The following is a 17,098-nucleotide window of genomic DNA, read 5'->3' as shown; positions in this document are numbered from 1 at the left end:
GGGTACTCCAAACCAAGACACAACACAGGACAGCACCCGAGCACACACAGCCCGGGACGAAACACCACCACCACGGGGCGGCGTGCCAGATGTCAGGTTCGAGAAAGACCCAGCTGAGTCAACGACAACACGACCGGGTGCGCGCTCAGGGCCGGCGCAGGAAACAGCGAAGGCACCCGAGGTGCCTCACGGAGAACGGGCGGCATCCGTCGGTGCCATAGCCTTCGCAAAGCCACCATGAATGTGAGGCCACACAGAACACCGAAGACACACAACGCCGCACCGGCCAGCGCGTTCGATCCGGACCATGCGCCGCTGCCGACTTCCTCGTGCTCTGCGGGGGCGTCGGCCACCGGTTCCACGTGCGGGTCCATCAGCCCGGATACCACGAGCGGAATAGACGTCGCCTCACTCGATTCCGAATGCGCCGTTGCTGCCAGACCGAGCATCAGTAGCAACGCCAGACCGATGCTAGTAATGAGCCTCATTATCAACCACTGCTCGTTCAGCGTCGCGGAACGCGGAATCCGGGCTGAAGAGACCATCCCCCACAGCCTACAGTGCACACCAAAGAGCACTCAGATGCCGACACATCCCTGCTGGCGAGCGGGCGTCGGAGCCCCTTCCCGGTTCTCTTCGGCCGAGCCACTGCGGGGCCCCGGTTTACAGCTGTAAGCGTCAGCTTCGGCTCGCCCGCCGGAACCTGTGCGTGAGCACCGCGGCGACGACCGCGAACGCCGTGGCGGCGAGGCCGGCGGGCACGAGCAGATAGGGCACGATGACGAGCATGGAGCGAGCTAGGAAGCTCTCAACGGGGATGAAGCTGGCGAGGGTGCAGATCAGGCTTACTAGGGCGTGTTGATCAAGAGGTTCCGCTCCTCGGTGGGTGAGTCTTGAACGGTGACGCGACAGGAGATCTCTGACGAGGTGTGGGCCGTGATGGAGCCGTTGATGCCGACGGTGACCGGTCGGTCGCGGCCGTGGACGGATCACCGGCTCGCTATCGAGGGGATGGCGTGGAAGTACCGGACCGGTGCGCCGTGGCGTGACGTTCCGGAACGGTTCGGGAAGTGGAACTCGATCTACAAGCGGTTCAACCGGTGGGCCGGGGACGGCACCTGGCAGAAGCTGCTCACCGAGGTGCAGAAGCAGGCCGACGCCGCTGGGGAAATCGACTGGGTCGTCTCGATCGACTCCACGATCGCGCGCGTGCATCAGCACGGCGCGACCCTCGCCCCGGACACAGGGGGCTGTGCCGAATCACAAGAATCCGTGGTCCGAGCCGCCTGATCACGGGATCGGACGCTCCCGCGGCGGGCTGACGACCAAACTGCACCTGGTCTGCGACGGCCGCGGCCGGCCGCTGAGCATGATGATCACCGCCGGGAACATCAACGACACCACGATGATGAGCGCGGTGCTGGAGAACATCCGCGTTCCCCGCGACGGGAAGGGCCGCCCCCGCACCCGCCCCGACCGGGTGCTCGCCGACAAGGGGTACCCCTCAAGGGCGAACCGCGCCTGGCTCCGCGACCGGAGGATCGCGGCGACCATCCCCGAGCGGGACGACCAGATCGCGCACCGCCGCAAGAAGCCGGGCCGGCCGATCGCTTTCGGCGACAAGCAGAAGGAACGCTACAAGGGACGCAACGTCGTAGAACGCTGCTTCAACCGTCTCAAGCAGTGGCGCGGCATCGCGATGCGCTCGGACAAACTCGCCCGCAACTACCGAGCCGCCGTCAGCCTCGCCGCGGCGCTGATCTGGATCAAGACCGATCTCCGCTGAGCGCTTCGCGCTCCTGCAGCGTGCGCTCAAGCTGTCCCACCGTCGGCGCACCCGCAAAGCCGCGCTCGGTCAGATAGACCCTGCACGCCAAGTCGGCAGTGTTCCCCTGGGACGGGAACAAGTCCTGACCGTCCAGAAGAATCGTGGGCGAGCCCGCGAAACCAGAGCTCACCGCCTCAGCCTCGGTGCGGATCAACACGAACTCCACCGGAACATCGCCCCGTCCGATCGAGTCGAGCACCAGCCGTACTCGATCGCCCGCCTCCTGCCAATTCGGGCAATCCTCGATATGCAGCACCTGGATCTTCACACGCCCATTCTCCCGCGCAACTCGCGGCGGCTGGCCACCCCGCACCTTCTTGATCAACACGCCCTAATCGCACGCGCCCAGCCCTGCACTCGAGGAACCACACACGCGCGGGGCCCGCCCAACGACCCGCTCGCGGGCGCCCGCCCTCACGTTTCGGTTCGGCTCTCGTGTCCGCGCCGTAGAGAGGCCGCCGGCTTCGCGTTGACCGAGGTTCTCCGGAGCGGTCGTGCGTCTCAGATGGTGTCGTCGGCCACGGCGCGAATCGCCCATGAGGACGCGGCATGGCGTGGCACGAGTACATCACTAAGGCTCTCGGGCCCCGGCCAGACCTGCCGCCTGTCCCCCAGCTCTGGGCCAATCGTTGACGGTTGTCCTCGGGCCTCAATATGCTGACGCAACGGCCCGTGGGATGACGGCGTCGAGAGCAAGGGGGCCTGGTGGCGAGCAGCGCGGGCTTTGCACCGCTTGACGCTGTGCTGTGGGCAGAGGGCGAATCTCGACCATTCCAGCTCTCCGACGTGGTGGCTCGCGCCGTCAAACTCAACGGTGGTTATGCGGTCGCGGTCGCTTTCGAGACCGTCTTCACCGAAGGTCAGCACCCATTCGACGATCTGCCTGTAAAGGCGAACAGCATCGAACGCCGGCGGCTCCACACTCTCGAGCTCATCCGCGTCGAGGACGACGACGGGCCGTGGATCCTCGCAGCCATGGCGACAGAGCACCCCGGGGTGTTCCACATCTTCTCCGGTCTCCCGCGTACTCATGCGCGATGGCAGCGAGTCGAGCGATGGATCAAGAGCGCGCGTGAAGTGTCCCGCTGCTTCTTGAACCATGCCGACTTCACAGCCATCGGAGATCGACTATCGGAATTCGGCAACGTGGAAGTCGTGCGCGTCGCAGCACGAGTCGTCGCCGACGGCTCATCGATCAACCGCGGTTTCCCCCCGCGAGCCGGTGCGATGCGGCCATCCCACCTCGAAGAGATCGCCGAGATCGAACACTTCGGCGCCGCAGTCAAGACGATTACCCTCAACGTCGCCGACACGATGCTGATTCACGTACGTCGCGTCGCCGGGGCGACCTACTACTCGGGCAACTTCAAACTATTCGCGGACCAGATCCTGTCGCGCCTCGCGGAAGCAACCGCACTGCGCCGCGGTCTTGTTTCTGGCCGGCAGCGGACCTCGGCCTCGATGCCTACCGCGATCACAGTGTCCTTGCCAGACCCGCTGCTACGCACTCCCGAAGAAACGGGCGAACTCCTGCGTCTGGTTGACGCCATGACCGACGTCACAATGGCGGTCTTCCATCGGAATCCGTACCTTCATTTCGCGGTGACTGACGAGCACGACGGATCCAACTTCGACGTGCTCGTTACCCGCGACGATGCGATCGACATCTACCCTGGGTACCGGGCATCCCCGGCGGCGCTGGCAAGGATCTCGCAGCGGTTAGGTGAGCAGCTCGGCGCTACAACCATTGCGAACTGACCCGAGCGTGAGCCGGTGTCCATCTATGACCTCATGGATGCCTAGTGTCGACGAGAGGCACCGGCGGACCACTTGACCCTGACCGGCTGATCGCCGACTTCCGCATCTACGATCGCTCGGTCGACATCGTCTCGATCTATCACTGGCTCTTCACTGAAACCCGTGAGCTCCCGAGCACCGTCTCGCACTTCGAACGCTATCCCCGGATACCCCACGCGGACGGTCGCGTGGCGACACCGGACTTCTCGGTCCTGTTCACCGACGGCACGGGGATAGTCGCCGAGATCGCGAACATCGCCCGCCACGACAACTCCGTGGAGAAGCTGTGCGCGCAACTCCTCCGATACGACGGGATCGAAGCACTCCCCAACGCTCGAGGCGGAATGACCGCGGTGAGCCATGTCGACGTCATCTTCCTGACTCCTATCGACGACGCCGAGGCGGCGGTCCGTCGCGTTCTCGCCGAACGCCTCGACGACCCCGAGCACGGATACAAGCCAGCCCATCGCCCCGTGCTCATCCAGTTCGCGCAGAACTCTGACCGCTATGTCCTTCAGCAATGGCCCGACAAGTCGATCAACGGCTCTCTGTTCATCGGAGACCGCCATCCCAACTACGGAGAATTCGACAATGCGCTGAAGGTGGCACCCGACCTGTTCGGGCCTAACAAGGTTCGCTACGGATTCATGAACGATCCTGTCCCGCCCCTCTACATGGCGACACGCCGCTGGTCGAGCGTCTTTCCTTCGGCTTTCGGGGTGGGCGCCGAAGAGATCACGGTAACCAACCAAGAGGTCGCCGAGACACTCATGGCTCAGTACGCGCACGGGACAGTCACGGACGCCCGCACCGCCATGGAGATCCTCGCCGCAGCTGGTTTGGTACGACCGACCACGTCGGGCGCGTGGCGTCTGCGGCGCAGAAATCTCCGAGTAGCCGGCGCAGACATCCACCAAGCAATCGCCGCCCGGCTTTCAGAACAGAAGTCTCCTCGCCGTCGCGGACGCGCCGTAGCAGCACAGGACGATACGGGGTTGTTCGGCGCAGACCCATCGACATGGTCGCAGTTGACTCCGCTCGTTCAAGATGTCGTCTCACGAGTCCGCGACGCGGACGATGCGCCGATGCTCGAGATCGACGGGGCCGGCAGTACCTCAGAGAGCCATCCCCTCGCCGATGGCTAGCACCCCGCGAGGGAATGCGGCCCCGAGCGATTGACGGCTCCGATCTTGTCGCGGCTCGCAGAGGTGCCTCAGTCGGGCCTGGCCCGTTGCGGGATCCGAAGGCCGCGTATCTCGTTCGCGCGCGCCGTCTGAAGCCGCCTCAACGTGCCAGCGTCAGTAACTCTTCGCGGTTTCCGCCTGGTCGGCCCAGCAAGGTCCGACGCCGCCGATAGGTTGAGCAAGTGCCGAATATGCCCCGCCTAAACGAGACCACGACGCACGCGTCCCGGATCCGCGCATGAGTGCGCACCGTGGCCGCCTCGAGCTCACCTGGACGAACAAGCATCGGTCGCTCATCTCGACGGGCGAGGGGAAGTACGACTACGCATTCGTCGACCCCGCTGACCCGCGCGTGCAGGAGGTTCGTCTGCTTCACGAGGTCGAACGCATCTCAGCGCCGACGCCGGAGGAGCGGCCCGATGATCTGCCGGCACCGACCACGGACAACCTCCTTATCACCGGCGACGCGCTGCATGCACTCGACGCACTCGCGAAGACTCCCGAGCTCGCCGCGAAGTACGTCGGCAAGGTCAAGCTCGTTTACATCGATCCGCCATTTAACACCGGTCAGGCCTTCGATCACTACGAGGACAACATCGAGCACTCGATCTGGCTCACGATGCTCCGCGATCGGCTCCTGCAGACCAAGCCTTTGCTCCGCATGGATGGGTCCGTCTGGGTGCATCTCGATCACGTCGAGTCGCACCGTTGTCGCGTGATCCTCGACGAGGTGTTCGGTTCTGAGAACTTCGTCGCCGAAGTAGCGTGGCAGAAGGCGGACTCGACGCGCAATGATGCGAAGCAGTTATCCGTCGACCACGACACGATCCTCGTGTACCGGGCATCTGCCGCGTGGGCTCCGAATCGACTGCCGCGCACGGCCGAGTCTGACGCCCGGTTCTCCGCCCCTGACGAAGACCCATCGCCCTGGTTCGACGACAATCCCACGGCTCCCGGCGCGCGCACCCACCAGGGGATGGTCTACGCAATCCAGCACCCCATCACTGGCGAGCTGCAGTATCCCGCCCGCGGAAGGTGCTGGTGGACGGAGCAGAGCCAGGTCCTGCGGTTCATGAGCGAATACGCGCCCTACGAGCTGCGCGACATCAGTGACGAATCGACCCGCGCCGCCCTTTGCGGGGTAGAAGAGCCCGAAGTGCGGCGCGGGGTGCGTGCGGTAATGCTCGCCGTTCCCCTGCGCGAGGCAAGGCATGTCGCGCAGGAACGATACGCGCAGGGATCGTGGCCTCAGATCGTTCTCCGGTCCGGTGGGACAGGGGGGCTCGGGCGAAAGTCTTACATCCCCAACTCTGGGCTGGTGGCATCGACATGGTGGGGCAACGCCACAGTCGGGCACAACCGCGAGGCGAATGCCGAGATCAAGGCCCTGTTCCCCGTCCTCAACGCATTCGCGACACCCAAGCCAGAGAGGCTCCTGCAGCGCATCATCCACGTCTCGACGAGTCCCGGTGACGTCGTGCTCGACTACTTCGCGGGGTCTGGCACCACGGCGGCCGTCGCCCACAAGATGGGGCGCCGCTGGGTGACGTCAGAGCTCTTGCCAAGCACCGTGACCTTATTCACCAAGGCGCGACTGACGAAGGTCGTCCGCGGTGAGGACGTCGGGGGAATCTCGGCTGCGGTCGAGCGCACCGCGGATGCACAGCTTCCTGACGGCATGACCCCTGCAGAAGCGCAGGAGTTCACCCGCCTGCTGAACAAGGTGTCGAAGTCCACACCGATCGACGCAGCCGTGCTGAAATCCCTCCGGTCTGCGACGAAGACGCGCGACACGAGGACGACCATCTGGCACGGCGGTGGCGGCTTCACGCACATGGTCGTCGGACCCTCGATGTACGAGATGGACGACGACGGCGACGTCTTCCTGGCACCGGCCGCGACGAACGGAACGTGGTCGAAATCTGTCGCCGCGCAGTTGCGGTTCACGCTCACTCCTAACCACACGGTGTTCTGCGGCGTGCGTGGCCGGCAACGCCTCGCGGTGGTCGACGGGGTCGCGGATGAGATCGTTGTCAAGACAGTTCTGGAGAGCCTGGGGGAGCGGGAAAGAGCGGTGATCGTGGCCAAGGCCGTCCTGCCCGAAGCAGCTCAGCTCCTTGCGGAAGAGTCACCAGGCTCGAGGATCCGGAAGGCACCCGATGACCTGTTCCCGAAGCGGACGGTGAAGTGATGGCTGTGCAGATTACCTACGACGAGGCACTCCTGGCAGAGATCGCCGCACGCTTCGACCTACGTGAACCGAACCGCCTCGCACTTGAGAGGATCGTCCGCGCGATCGAAGTCGCCGACGGCACGTTCACGGAGCTTGTCGCGGACCTCGCGACCGGCGTGGGCAAGACATTCCTCATGTCGTCTCTCATCGACTACCTGGCCGCACAGGGCGCGCGCCACGCGCTCGTGGTGACACCGGGCAGCGTGATCCAAAAGAAGACGCTCGACAACTTCGACGAGGCGAGCTCGAAGTACGTCGCTGGTGCCGAGCACGTGCCGGTGGTGATCACGCCGGACAACTTCCGCGCCGGATCCGTGGCGGCCGCGCTGCGCGATCCCAGCGCGCTGAAGGTGTTTGTGTTCAACGTCCAGCAGCTGATCCGCCCGACGGACAAGGTGTCCCGGAAGGTGCGGGACACGGACGAGTACCTCGGCGCCGCGCTCTACGAATACCTGGACGAAGCCGACGACCTGTTCGTCATCGCCGACGAGCACCACATCTATCACGAGAAGGCGAAGGCATTTTCGAGCGCGATCCGTGACCTGCGCCCGGTCGCGCTCGTTGGTCTCACTGCGACACCGAGCCCTGCAGACCTCACCAAGATCGTGTTCCAGTACACGCTGGGCGAGGCGATCGCTGATGGGCACGTGAAGGTTCCGGTAATCGTGTACCGCAAGGACGGCACGAAAGACGAGCGCACGCAGCTCGCCGACGCCTGCCAGCTCCTGCGGGCGAAGCAGGACGCCTATGCGGCCTACCGAGCGATCACGAGCGACGCGGCCGCGGTTCGGCCGGTACTGTTCGTCGTAGCGAGCAGCATCGAGCACGCCGGCGAGGTGGGGCAGCTGCTCGCACAGCCTGGGTTCATCGGGGATCCGGGAGCGGTCCTAGAGATCACGTCACAGTCCTCCGACGAGGCGCTGACGGCCCTGGCCGAGGTCGAGTCTGAGGCTTCGCCTATCCGAGCTATCGTCAGCGTGAACATGCTTCGCGAGGGCTGGGACGTGCGCAACATCGCGGTGATCGTAGCGCTCCGGAAGCTTGCGTCGCAGACTCTCACCGAACAGATCCTCGGGCGCGGCCTGCGTCTCCCGTTCGGCGCGCGGACGGGATCGCCGGCGGTCGACCAGGTGGATCTGGTCGCTCATGACTCGTACAAGCAACTGCTTGCACAGAAGGACGTGCTCGCGCAACGCATCCAGCTGCCGTCGTCCGCGGTGGCGACAGATGACCAGGGCGCAGCGACTCCGCCGGTCATGCCCGCGATCGTCAGCGACGGCGAAGGAGCGGTAGCTGAGACTCTGGGCGGTGAGGCTCCTTCGCCGACTGGAACGCTTGGCACGACCATCTCGGTTCCGTTGCCCAGCGCTTCGGGTACCGAGGACGAAGCCGCTCTCGACAGTATCCAGATCGTGGAGACCACGGAGTATCAGCTCAAGCCGACTCCGCAGCCGATGGGCCGCGTCGACGGGGCGCCGCAGATAGTGTTCCCGCGGCGCCAATCCAAGCTCACGTACGCACGGTTCACGCTCTCCGACATTCCGGATGGGGACGCGCTGGCCGCGGGTGCCCGCTTCATCACCGAGGTTCCGACGTTCCTTCTCCGCGATGCGCTCATCGGTGATCGAGATGGCGAAGCGGTGAAAATAAAGATCTCTCCGCAGGAGCACGCTGAAGCGCAGCAGGAACTCACGATCATCGACACGGTGCGGGAAGACCTCGTGACGGCGATCTTCCGGAACCCCGGTGTCATGCAAGAACGAGCGGAGAAGAACGCCGCCAAGCGTCTCGTGAGGGCGTTCCTCAAGGGCGCGGGCGTGAACGACGAGACGACTACCGTGGAGTGGGGCGAGCTGCGCCGACGCCAGGCCGTCGCAGGCATGGCCAACCTTATCTCCGCCGCGTACGCGGGCCGGAAACGGGAGCAGCAGCACGAGCTCGTGGCCGTCGAGCTCCCGATCGAACCGGTCCTCGTCGAACCGGACGCGAAGGACGCGTACAACGACGTCTTCGTGAAGCACGTGCAATTCGCCGGCTGGCAGCGCAACGTCATGCCGATTGCGACGTTCGACGCCGGCACAACCGAATGGGCGATCGCGCACCTGCTGGACCGCGAGCCGTCGATCGAGTGGTGGCTACGGATCTACACCAACGGCCCTGCGTTCATCCCCACACCAACCGACGGCAACTACTTCCCCGACTTCATCGCCCTCGACACCACGGGGACGTTCTGGCTCATCGAAGGCAAGTCCGACAAGAACTCGAACGACGCCGACGTGCTTCGCAAGAAGGACGCCGCCGTGAAGTGGGCTCGCTCGGTGCGCGACGACGGCCAGTTCGGGACGTGGCGGTACGTGTTCGCGACGGAGAGCGACATCAAGTCGGCGTCGGGGTCGTGGGCGAGCCTGCTAATCGTGACGGAGCCCGAGTGAAGGCGTGAGCGCGTTCGACCCCAATCGGTTCTGGCCCAACCGAGACGCGGACTCGCGCGAGTGGCGGTGCATGGGTGGCCCCGACCGGAGCGACTGGCGCGAAGAATGTCGTGAGGCGTACAAGCGCAGCACGCGCGAGTATGTCGAGCCTCACGGCTCCCTCGTCCTGGTCTCACGAGGACGCCAGCGCCGCCCCGCTCTACGAATCCGGAGGGGGATACGGGCGCGCGGAGCTGAAAGCGGGTCCGTAGTACGGACTACTTCGCGGCATCGAAATGAGACCCAACGGGACGAAGGACGCGGCTGTCGGCTGATCGCACGCACCGTTGCGGGAGGGATCGCCGCCACCCGGCTTTGTGGCGGGGCACGCGACGTACCGCCTACGCGCATTGCGCGGATGGGGATGGCTGTCGAGCATGCCGGGGCCGCTCGCGACGCACCGCTTACGAGCGTTACCCGGAGAGGGATCCAGCGCCGCCGTCACCGACACCCGGGGCCATAACCCACAGGATGGAGGTACGGATTGGACCGTATGCTCGTGACTGCTGGCTGATCCCCTGGGCAAGCGGCGTTCCGAAAGCGGTTTGGGGCGGTCAACCGCCGGCGAACATGCTCGACGTCACCGCGAGGAAGGATCGCCATGTCGCTTGCTTCGGCGCCGCTTCGGGAGGGGTGCGCGAACTGTTCCACCCACTATCCGATCGACCTGCCAGACGAGATCGTCGATGCGGCCCGGAAGCGGGAGCTAGTGGTGTTCGCTGGCGCAGGTATCTCCACGGAGAAGCCGGGACTGTTCCCGGAAACCTTCTATGAGGAGATCGAAGCGCGCCTTCGCGACACGCCCTCCGACGATTCCTTCCCTGAGGTCATGCAGGACTTCGAGGATCGATTCGGCAGGGCCAACCTTATCCGAACCCTGATCGAGCGACTCGACTATGTCTACACATTCCAGTCCCTCCTGAATCGCACGACTGCTTTTCACCAAGAAATCGCAACGATCACTCAGCTGGATGCTCTGTTCACAACGAACTGGGATGACTTCTTTGAGCGCTTCTCGGGCGCCAGACCGTTCGTGCTCGATGAGGACTTCGCCTTTTTCGGCATGCCGGGGCGACGGGTGATGAAGCTGCACGGATCCGTATCGAACCTGTCCAGCATCGTAGCGACGAGCGAAGACTATGATCGCCGCGCGTCCGATCTCATGGAGTCAGTCATGGGCGGGAAGCTACGGGACTACCTCGCTACCAAGACGATCGTCTTTGTCGGCTATTCGTTGTCTGACTCAGACTTTCGCAACGTCTACAGCACTGTCATCGAACGCATGGGTCGCTTGAGGCGGCGCGCTTACCTCGTTACGCCCGTAGACGCAGCCGTTGCTGGAGAGTTTGGTCTCGAGCACCTGCGAACTGATGGAGGACACTTCGCCCACATTCTCAAGAGTCGACTCGAGGACTCCGGCCATCACGTTCCGGATGACAACCTCGATCGAGCGGAGTGGCTGCGTTCAGTCGTACTGGGAGCCCACGTAGCGTCCGAGGAGCTGGTCGCGGTCCCCGGAGCCTTCGGCGCTTTCACACAGTCATACCAGGACGGGCTGATTGCTGCCCTCGGAAGGGTACGGCTGCTTCGAACGCGCGGCGAGTACTCAGATCCCGAACGCGTTGCGGCAGTGGTTCACAACTACGCTCATCTTTTTGTCAAGGCCATTGGTCTTCGCCGCTACTACGACGCCTGCTACATCGAGGGCTACATGATCGGGACTCTGTCGCTGTTGCTCGACGACGATCAAGTCCGTCGAATCCCGATCGTTCAGGTTTTCGGCGATCCTGCCTACCGTTCACCCCGAACCAACCCGCACCGAGTCTTTGAAGCGCCATGGTGGACCGCTGACGTCGGGTCTAGCGTCGGCGACTACCTCCGCGAAGGAGACAACCTCGGACAGGCGCCCAAGGAATGGCTTCGCGCGACCGCCCTGTCAGGGTCCAAACGAGCTCAGCGATCCCCCGGTCTAGCCGCGGAACACCGAACTGTTCTAGCGTCGCTCAGCCCAGGTATCGTTCCCCAGCACTCTGAATTCCTGGACGGAATCTTGTAGGACTCTGACGGGCGTCGGTGGACACCGGTCGGGCGGGTTGGGCGGCGCGGCAGTACATGCGGCGGCATCGCCGCCGGCTAGTTAGAGGGACTGCCGCGTCATTGCCCGGGGACCGGTCAGCCCAGTCAAGGTCGGCCGCTCGTAGCGGTCCCGCGTACGTGCAGTGCCCGAATAAGGATCGCGCGAGGTCAGTGGTGCTGGCGTTGTGGGGAGCCTTGGCTGGCTGAGATCTGCGCACGGGCGATGTCGGTGAGTTCTTCTGCGGTGAGTTCTTCTGCGGTGAGTCCGGTGCTGGTCGGTGCGGTGAGGTCGCCGCGGTTGGTGTGCAGTCCGTCGAGGATGATGTCGCGCAGTCGGGGGATCATTGCGGTGCGCACGGGCTCGGGGAGGAAGGTCATGCCCGCGAGCATGGTTCCGGCGAGGGCGATGTCGACGATGCCGGCGTCGGGTCGGAGTGCGCCCTCGCGGTGGGCGCGGTCGACGATCTCCTGGCCGGCATCCACCTCGGCATCGTCGGGCAGCCGCATGTATCGGTACTCCGCCCGCATGGTGAGCATCCACGGAAGCTCCGCGTAGAGCGCGACGCACCCGTCCAGGTACTGGGCGATCGCATCCCACCCGGTGGGCGCGGTCAGCGCGGTCAGGGCGATCGCGTTCTGTCTCGCGGCGGCTTCGGCAGCGAGCGCGGCGAACAGGTCGTGACGGTCGCGGAAGTGGCGGTACAGGGTGCCGACGCCGAGCCCGGCGCGGGTGGCGACGTCTTTCATCGGGAAGTCCGTGCCCCGCTCCACGATCAGCTGCCCCGCGGCGGCCAGCAGGTCCTGCCGGTTACGGCGGGCGTCCGCGCGCTGCACATTCCGGTCGTCGGCCACTGCCCAAGGCTAGCCCGCGACCAGGGCGTTCCATCGGACCGCAACCGGTGGCGGGAGATCTGGCGCGCGTGCCTTCCGTGTGCCACGATGACACAGCGGACTGTTTCGTCCGTTTCTCGGTGGCGTCTGGGGCGCTGGTTCGAGGGAGTGATCTCAATGGTGCGATCTTCGTCTGAGGTCGGTGCGCCGGCCCTTGTGCGTCTGCGCGGCGTAGCTGTCGCGGCCGTGGTCGGGGTGGTCTTCGCGATGACCGCCGCGTCGGCCGCGTCCGCCGCACCGGTCGGCACGATCCCCCCTGGCGCGTCCGCGACCTCGGGCACTGTCGTCGCCTGGGGAGACAACGCCTTCGGGCAGACGGCCGTTCCGGCCGGTCTGGCGGATGTGGTCGCCATCGCCGCCGGCAGATTCCATTCCCTCGCGTTGCGCTCCGACGGAACGGTCACCGCCTGGGGGAACAACTCCGTTGGACAGACGGTCGTTCCGGCCGGTCTTGCCGATGTGGTCGCGATTGCCGCCGGCGGATACCATTCCCTCGCGTTGCGCTCGGACGGAACGGTCACCGCCTGGGGGTACGACATCTGGGGACAGACGGCCGTGCCGGCCGGGCTCGCCGATGTGGTCGCGATCGCCGCAGGCGGAGACCATTCCCTCGCGTTGCACTCCGATGGAACGGTCACCGCCTGGGGAGACAACTCCGTTGGACAGACGGTCGTTCCGGCCGGTCTTGCCGATGTGGTCGCGATTGCCGCCGGCCTCGATCATTCCCTCGCGTTGCACTCGGACGGAACCGTCACCGCCTGGGGGAGCAACGGCTCCGGGCAGACCGCCGTGCCGGCCGGGCTCGCCGATGTGGTCGCGATCGCCGCCAGCTACCTCCATTCCCTCGCGTTGCACTCGGACGGAACCGTCACCGCCTGGGGGAGCAACGTCTCCGGGCAGACCGCCGTGCCGGCCGGGCTCGCCGATGTCGTCGCGATCGCCGCCGGCGACCATTCCCTCGCGTTGCACTCCGACGGAACGGTCACCGCCTGGGGGAGCAACTTCTTCGGCCAGTCGGCCGTGCCAGCCGGTCTGGCAAATGTCGTCGCGATCACCGCTGGCTACGTCCTCTCGATGGCGATCGTGGGGGTGGCGTCGGTGGATGAGGTTGCGCCGGTGCCGTCGGCTGCTCAGGCTCCGGCGGCGAACGCGGCAGGGTGGAACAACACCGATGTGACGGTGTCGTGGAACTGGTCCGACGGCGACGGCTCCGGCATCGACCCTGCCGCGTGCCAGGCCACGACCACCAGCGTCGGCGAAGGCGCGCAGATCCTCTCCGGATCGTGCACCGATCGGGCAGGCAACACCGGCACCGCGACCCACCCGGTGAAGATCGACAAGACCGCCCCCACCCTGCGCCCGACCCTGAAGGGTGGCCTGATCTGGTACGGCAGCAAGGTCACCGTCAAGGCCAACGCGACCGATCGGGGCGGGTCGGGCATCGCCTCGTCCTCCTGCCAACCCGTCAACACCTCCACCCCCGGGCCGCGCACCCTCACCTGCACCGCCACCGACCGCGCCGGCAACACCACCACCGTCACCGTCGACTACGTCGTCGGACTCACCGTCACCAAACTGAGCCCGCCCGCCAAGACCAAGACCAAGGCCGGGTCGGCCGTGCCGGTGACGTTCACCCTCTCCGGGTCCGGCGGGAAACCCATCCCCGCAACCCTCGCCCAACAACTGTCCACCACATGCGCAGTGAAGGTGACGCTGCGTGGAAACACCGCCACGTGCGCAACCTACAACCCGACCAAGCGCACCTTCACCGCCACCGTCAAGATACCCAAGAATCTCACCCCCAGGTCAGTCATCCCCATCAGCATCACCGCCATCGCAGGCACGACGACGATCGCCTCAGCGACAACCTCCGTCACCATCGCAAGAGAGACTCACCGCACCGAACACCGCGAGCAGTCACACCGATGACACATCCTTAGGCCGGACGCGCCCGGCAACCGCGATTGACATCCGACCATCAGTCGCAATCGCAATCGCAATCGCAGCCGCCGCGACCGCAACGGCCGAACCCCTTACGTGCAGTGCCCGTTTACGGATGGCGGACGCGCATTTTGACAGCCGCTCGCGACCGCTCCCCACCGCGCGCGCCGCCCAAAATCTGGCTTCCGAATCATTCACCTCCCGGATGGGCGGCGCCACCTGATGGAACGACCAGCTGGCACGCCAGCGGTTGATTCGATGCATGGCCTGGCTGCGGGAAGCCTGGACGGGGTGTGTCGTGCGACCTACGGCGCACGCCTCGATCGGACAATCAGGACCACAAACTCTTACAGGTGGAGCGCCTGTCTCGACTACAGGGTGGAAAGAGAACAATTGATGCCTGAACTGGTTGACGTGTAGAGGTACTCGTGGACATCGGGGCTCTCTACCTGCGGCACAGGGACACGCTTCACCGCGTGGCCGCATCGGTTCTGCGTGAAGTCGGGTTGCAGGATGAGAAGGACGACGTGGTCGGTGAGGCGATGCTGTCCGTGGCAGCCAACCCGCCGACGGGCGTCCACAACTGGGAGGCGTTCCTGGTGCGTGTAGTGAAGAACAAGGCGTACGACCGTATCCGCGCGGCGGACGTCCGGCACTTCGGTCGCACGCTCGACATGGACCACGACGACCAGACCGACCCGGGCGAGGACGCTATCGGCGACGTGGACGAGAAGGTCGATGCGGCTCGCGCCGGAGCACACCTGTGGGACAGCATGGCCGTACTGGACGAACGTGAGCGTTACATCGTCCGAGAACACATCCAGAATCAGCGGCCGCAGGGTGAACTGGCAGAGGAGCTCGGTGTCAGCCGCCCACGGGTCAACCAGATCCTGAAACAGGCATTGCAGAAGCTGAACGATGATCTTGTGAGGAAGGGCGTGACCAGGTGAACGAGGACGAGTTTGACCGACTCCTCGCCGATCTTGTCGCGAACCCCGAGCAGCGGGACGCGCTGCTGCGTGACTCGCACGCCGACTCCGACGTGGTCGAGCGGCTGGACGCGTTGCTGTTCACCGCGGAAGCGGCGTGGCTTGCGACGCAGGGAGCACCGCCGTTGGACGAGGATCCCGTCGCGGCGTTGCTCGGGTTGGTGCCAGACCGGGAGTGTTCGCTGGATCCACAGTCGTTCGCAAGAGCCCGGCAACGCGCACACATTTCCGCCAGCGTATTGGCGCAGGGCCTCAGGTCCAGAGGCTGGGATCATTCGACCGCGGACGTCGTGCGGTGGCAGAGCGCTGCCGCCGATGTCCCCCCGGCCCTCGTCCAGGCCATTGCCGATGAACTGGGTACTCAGGTCGACGGGCTGATACAAGGCCCGGGTTCGGGGCCGGACCGGTTTGAAGCCGTCCGGCTGGCGCCGGCTTTTGAGCAGATCGTCGCGCGATGGGCTCGGGTGCGGCACATAGCGCTGGCGGTCGCACGCGCAGAGCTCGACAGCCGTATGGCTGCGACGGTTCACCGGGGGCAACTCCCTGACCCGGAGCAGGTTCTCGGGGCCCTGGACGCTCTGGTGCGCACGGTCGAAGACGCCAGTGAACATCGATGACTGTGTCCGCCTTGCCGTAGCGGCAGTTCCCGCCGACGTGCGCGCGCTGTTCCCTAGCAATCCGCTTCTCACTCTGACGTCGCAGCTCGACTTGGTCGTGAGACCAGCGCCGGACCTTGCTCGGGCGCGCGATGACGGCGGGTTCTGCGACGGGATGTCGTTCCTCGACGACGGTGTGGTGCTGTACCGGCCCACAGGAAATCGGCGTGAGAACTTCACGCTCGCCCACGAACTCGGGCATTGGGTGGTCGGGAGACTGGACCCGGTGCTGGATTGGCTGGCCGACAATGACGTGGACGGCCGGATGTTGGAGACAATCTGCGACCGGTTCGCCCGCGAGCTGTTGTTGCCGGCACAGATCGCGGCGGAACTCGTCGGGCGCGGCCCCGTGCGCGCGCATCACATCATTGACCTGTTCGACACCACCCAGGCAAGCCACCCGGTCTGCATGATTGCTGTCGCCGAGCACCTGCGCGGGATGGGCGCTATCGCGCTCATCGACCGGGTCAGCGGCGAGGTCACCGACGCCAGCGTCCGCCCGGATCCCGACCGGGGCTGGCCCGCCGTCATCCCGTGGCGCGGCCAGCGGCTCCCCGAAGGCCACCATCTGCTCGAGCTGCCCGATGCTGCGACCCGCATCGAGCGCATCACGTGGCGCGGCCGATGGAGCGAGGACGACTTCTACGTCGACGTGCTCGTGACACGCAGGAAGATCGTGTGCGTCTTCGCTGACACGGACCTGTGGACACCTGGGACGGGTGCACCGCTTATCGACCGGTCCTTCGACACTCGGCTTCTCCTCCGCGGCTACTGCTGCGGCACGGATTTCCAGGTGCGGGGCTACCCCTGCCCCACCTGCCAGAAGCCGTACTGCCCGAGCTGCGGTCTCTGCCAGTGCGAACGCGCGACCGCATCTGACCAGTCGTGCACCGAGTGCTTCCGGCTGTACCGGCCTGCACTCCTCGAAGACGGCGTCTGCGTCGACTGCCGCTGACCCGCTTACACCTCCCCGTCCTGTCTCGACTACTTGGTGGAGGCACACCGAAGCCGCCTCCGGGAAGGGGGTGAGTG

13 protein-coding genes are annotated in these 17,098 nt (G+C 65.4%); 10 read left to right on the top strand and 3 right to left on the bottom strand.

The genetic code is table 11. From position 1 onward, the window contains the following. Nucleotides 1–92: 92 nt before the first annotated feature. Entirely contained in the window at nt 93–545 is a 453-nt protein-coding gene (locus tag T9R20_RS03330) for a hypothetical protein (RefSeq protein WP_039712034.1), read from the bottom strand. A 394-nt stretch (nt 546–939) separates the two neighbouring features. Between T9R20_RS03330 and T9R20_RS03325 the strand changes: the two genes are divergently transcribed. After that, nucleotides 940–1,786, top strand: a protein-coding gene (locus T9R20_RS03325) for an IS5 family transposase (protein ID WP_416182964.1) whose coding sequence is annotated in 2 segments (ribosomal slippage) — nt 940–1,221 and nt 1,223–1,786 — 846 coding nt in all. Because the reading frame shifts where the segments join, the coding sequence is not laid out codon by codon here. Here T9R20_RS03325 and T9R20_RS03320 read toward each other — a convergent pair. Further along, nucleotides 1,767–2,096 carry a hypothetical protein gene (locus tag T9R20_RS03320; RefSeq protein ID WP_026095586.1) on the bottom strand — a complete coding sequence of 110 codons (330 nt, stop codon included), beginning with the start codon at nt 2,094–2,096 and terminating at the stop codon, nt 1,767–1,769. The genes T9R20_RS03325 and T9R20_RS03320 overlap by 20 nt on opposite strands. Before the next feature lie 437 nt (nt 2,097–2,533). Between T9R20_RS03320 and T9R20_RS03315 the strand changes: the two genes are divergently transcribed. The 5 genes from T9R20_RS03315 to T9R20_RS03295 all read left to right on the top strand — a co-directional run bounded on the left by T9R20_RS03315 (nt 2,534) and on the right by T9R20_RS03295 (nt 11,569). Then, entirely contained in the window at nt 2,534–3,586 is a 1,053-nt protein-coding gene (locus tag T9R20_RS03315) for a hypothetical protein (RefSeq protein WP_322411141.1), read from the top strand. A 44-nt stretch (nt 3,587–3,630) separates the two neighbouring features. After that, nucleotides 3,631–4,770: a hypothetical protein gene (locus T9R20_RS03310; RefSeq protein ID WP_322411140.1), complete on the top strand. Its 1,140-nt coding sequence runs from the start codon at nt 3,631–3,633 to the stop codon at nt 4,768–4,770. A gap of 277 nt (nt 4,771–5,047) precedes the next feature. After that, nucleotides 5,048–7,000, top strand: coding sequence for a site-specific DNA-methyltransferase (locus T9R20_RS03305; protein ID WP_322411139.1), 1,953 nt, complete (start codon nt 5,048–5,050; stop codon nt 6,998–7,000). After that, nucleotides 7,000–9,474: a DEAD/DEAH box helicase gene (locus T9R20_RS03300; protein ID WP_322411138.1), complete on the top strand. Its 2,475-nt coding sequence runs from the start codon at nt 7,000–7,002 to the stop codon at nt 9,472–9,474. Before T9R20_RS03305 ends, T9R20_RS03300 begins: the two co-directional genes overlap by 1 nt. 640 nt (nt 9,475–10,114) lie before the next feature. Further along, nucleotides 10,115–11,569, top strand: a complete 1,455-nt coding sequence (locus T9R20_RS03295; RefSeq protein ID WP_322411137.1) for an SIR2 family protein — start codon at nt 10,115–10,117, stop codon at nt 11,567–11,569. A gap of 188 nt (nt 11,570–11,757) precedes the next feature. On the opposite strand, the gene T9R20_RS03290 is transcribed toward T9R20_RS03295, so the two are convergent. Next, complete coding sequence (locus T9R20_RS03290; protein WP_322411136.1) at nt 11,758–12,441, bottom strand: helix-turn-helix domain-containing protein; 684 nt, start codon at nt 12,439–12,441, stop codon at nt 11,758–11,760. A gap of 159 nt (nt 12,442–12,600) precedes the next feature. Between T9R20_RS03290 and T9R20_RS03285 the strand changes: the two genes are divergently transcribed. From T9R20_RS03285 to T9R20_RS03270, 4 genes are all read left to right on the top strand, one after another. Next, nucleotides 12,601–14,409 carry a hypothetical protein gene (locus T9R20_RS03285; protein WP_322411135.1) on the top strand — a complete coding sequence of 603 codons (1,809 nt, stop codon included), beginning with the start codon at nt 12,601–12,603 and terminating at the stop codon, nt 14,407–14,409. A 440-nt stretch (nt 14,410–14,849) separates the two neighbouring features. After that, nucleotides 14,850–15,371, top strand: coding sequence for a sigma-70 family RNA polymerase sigma factor (locus T9R20_RS03280; protein ID WP_322411134.1), 522 nt, complete (start codon nt 14,850–14,852; stop codon nt 15,369–15,371). Further along, nucleotides 15,368–16,027, top strand: a complete 660-nt coding sequence (locus tag T9R20_RS03275; RefSeq protein WP_322411133.1) for a hypothetical protein — start codon at nt 15,368–15,370, stop codon at nt 16,025–16,027. The genes T9R20_RS03280 and T9R20_RS03275 overlap by 4 nt, the downstream gene beginning before the upstream one ends. Then, nucleotides 16,014–17,021 carry a hypothetical protein gene (locus T9R20_RS03270; protein ID WP_322411132.1) on the top strand — a complete coding sequence of 336 codons (1,008 nt, stop codon included), beginning with the start codon at nt 16,014–16,016 and terminating at the stop codon, nt 17,019–17,021. Before T9R20_RS03275 ends, T9R20_RS03270 begins: the two co-directional genes overlap by 14 nt. The last annotated feature ends 77 nt before the right edge of the window (nt 17,022–17,098 follow it).

Source organism: Microbacterium invictum (assembly GCF_034421375.1).
Taxonomy (GTDB): Bacteria; Actinomycetota; Actinomycetes; order Actinomycetales; family Microbacteriaceae; genus Microbacterium; species Microbacterium invictum_A.
Note: the sequence above shows the minus strand (reverse complement) of the source record. Positions and strands in the feature narration are given on the sequence as shown.

Coding starts and splice junctions, on each gene's coding strand:
- T9R20_RS03330 (WP_039712034.1), bottom strand. CDS start 545: ATGGTCTCTTCAGCCCGGATTCCGCGTTCCGCGACGCTGAACGAGCAG.
- T9R20_RS03305 (WP_322411139.1), top strand. CDS start 5,048: ATGAGTGCGCACCGTGGCCGCCTCGAGCTCACCTGGACGAACAAGCAT.
- T9R20_RS03300 (WP_322411138.1), top strand. CDS start 7,000: ATGGCTGTGCAGATTACCTACGACGAGGCACTCCTGGCAGAGATCGCC.
- T9R20_RS03295 (WP_322411137.1), top strand. CDS start 10,115: ATGTCGCTTGCTTCGGCGCCGCTTCGGGAGGGGTGCGCGAACTGTTCC.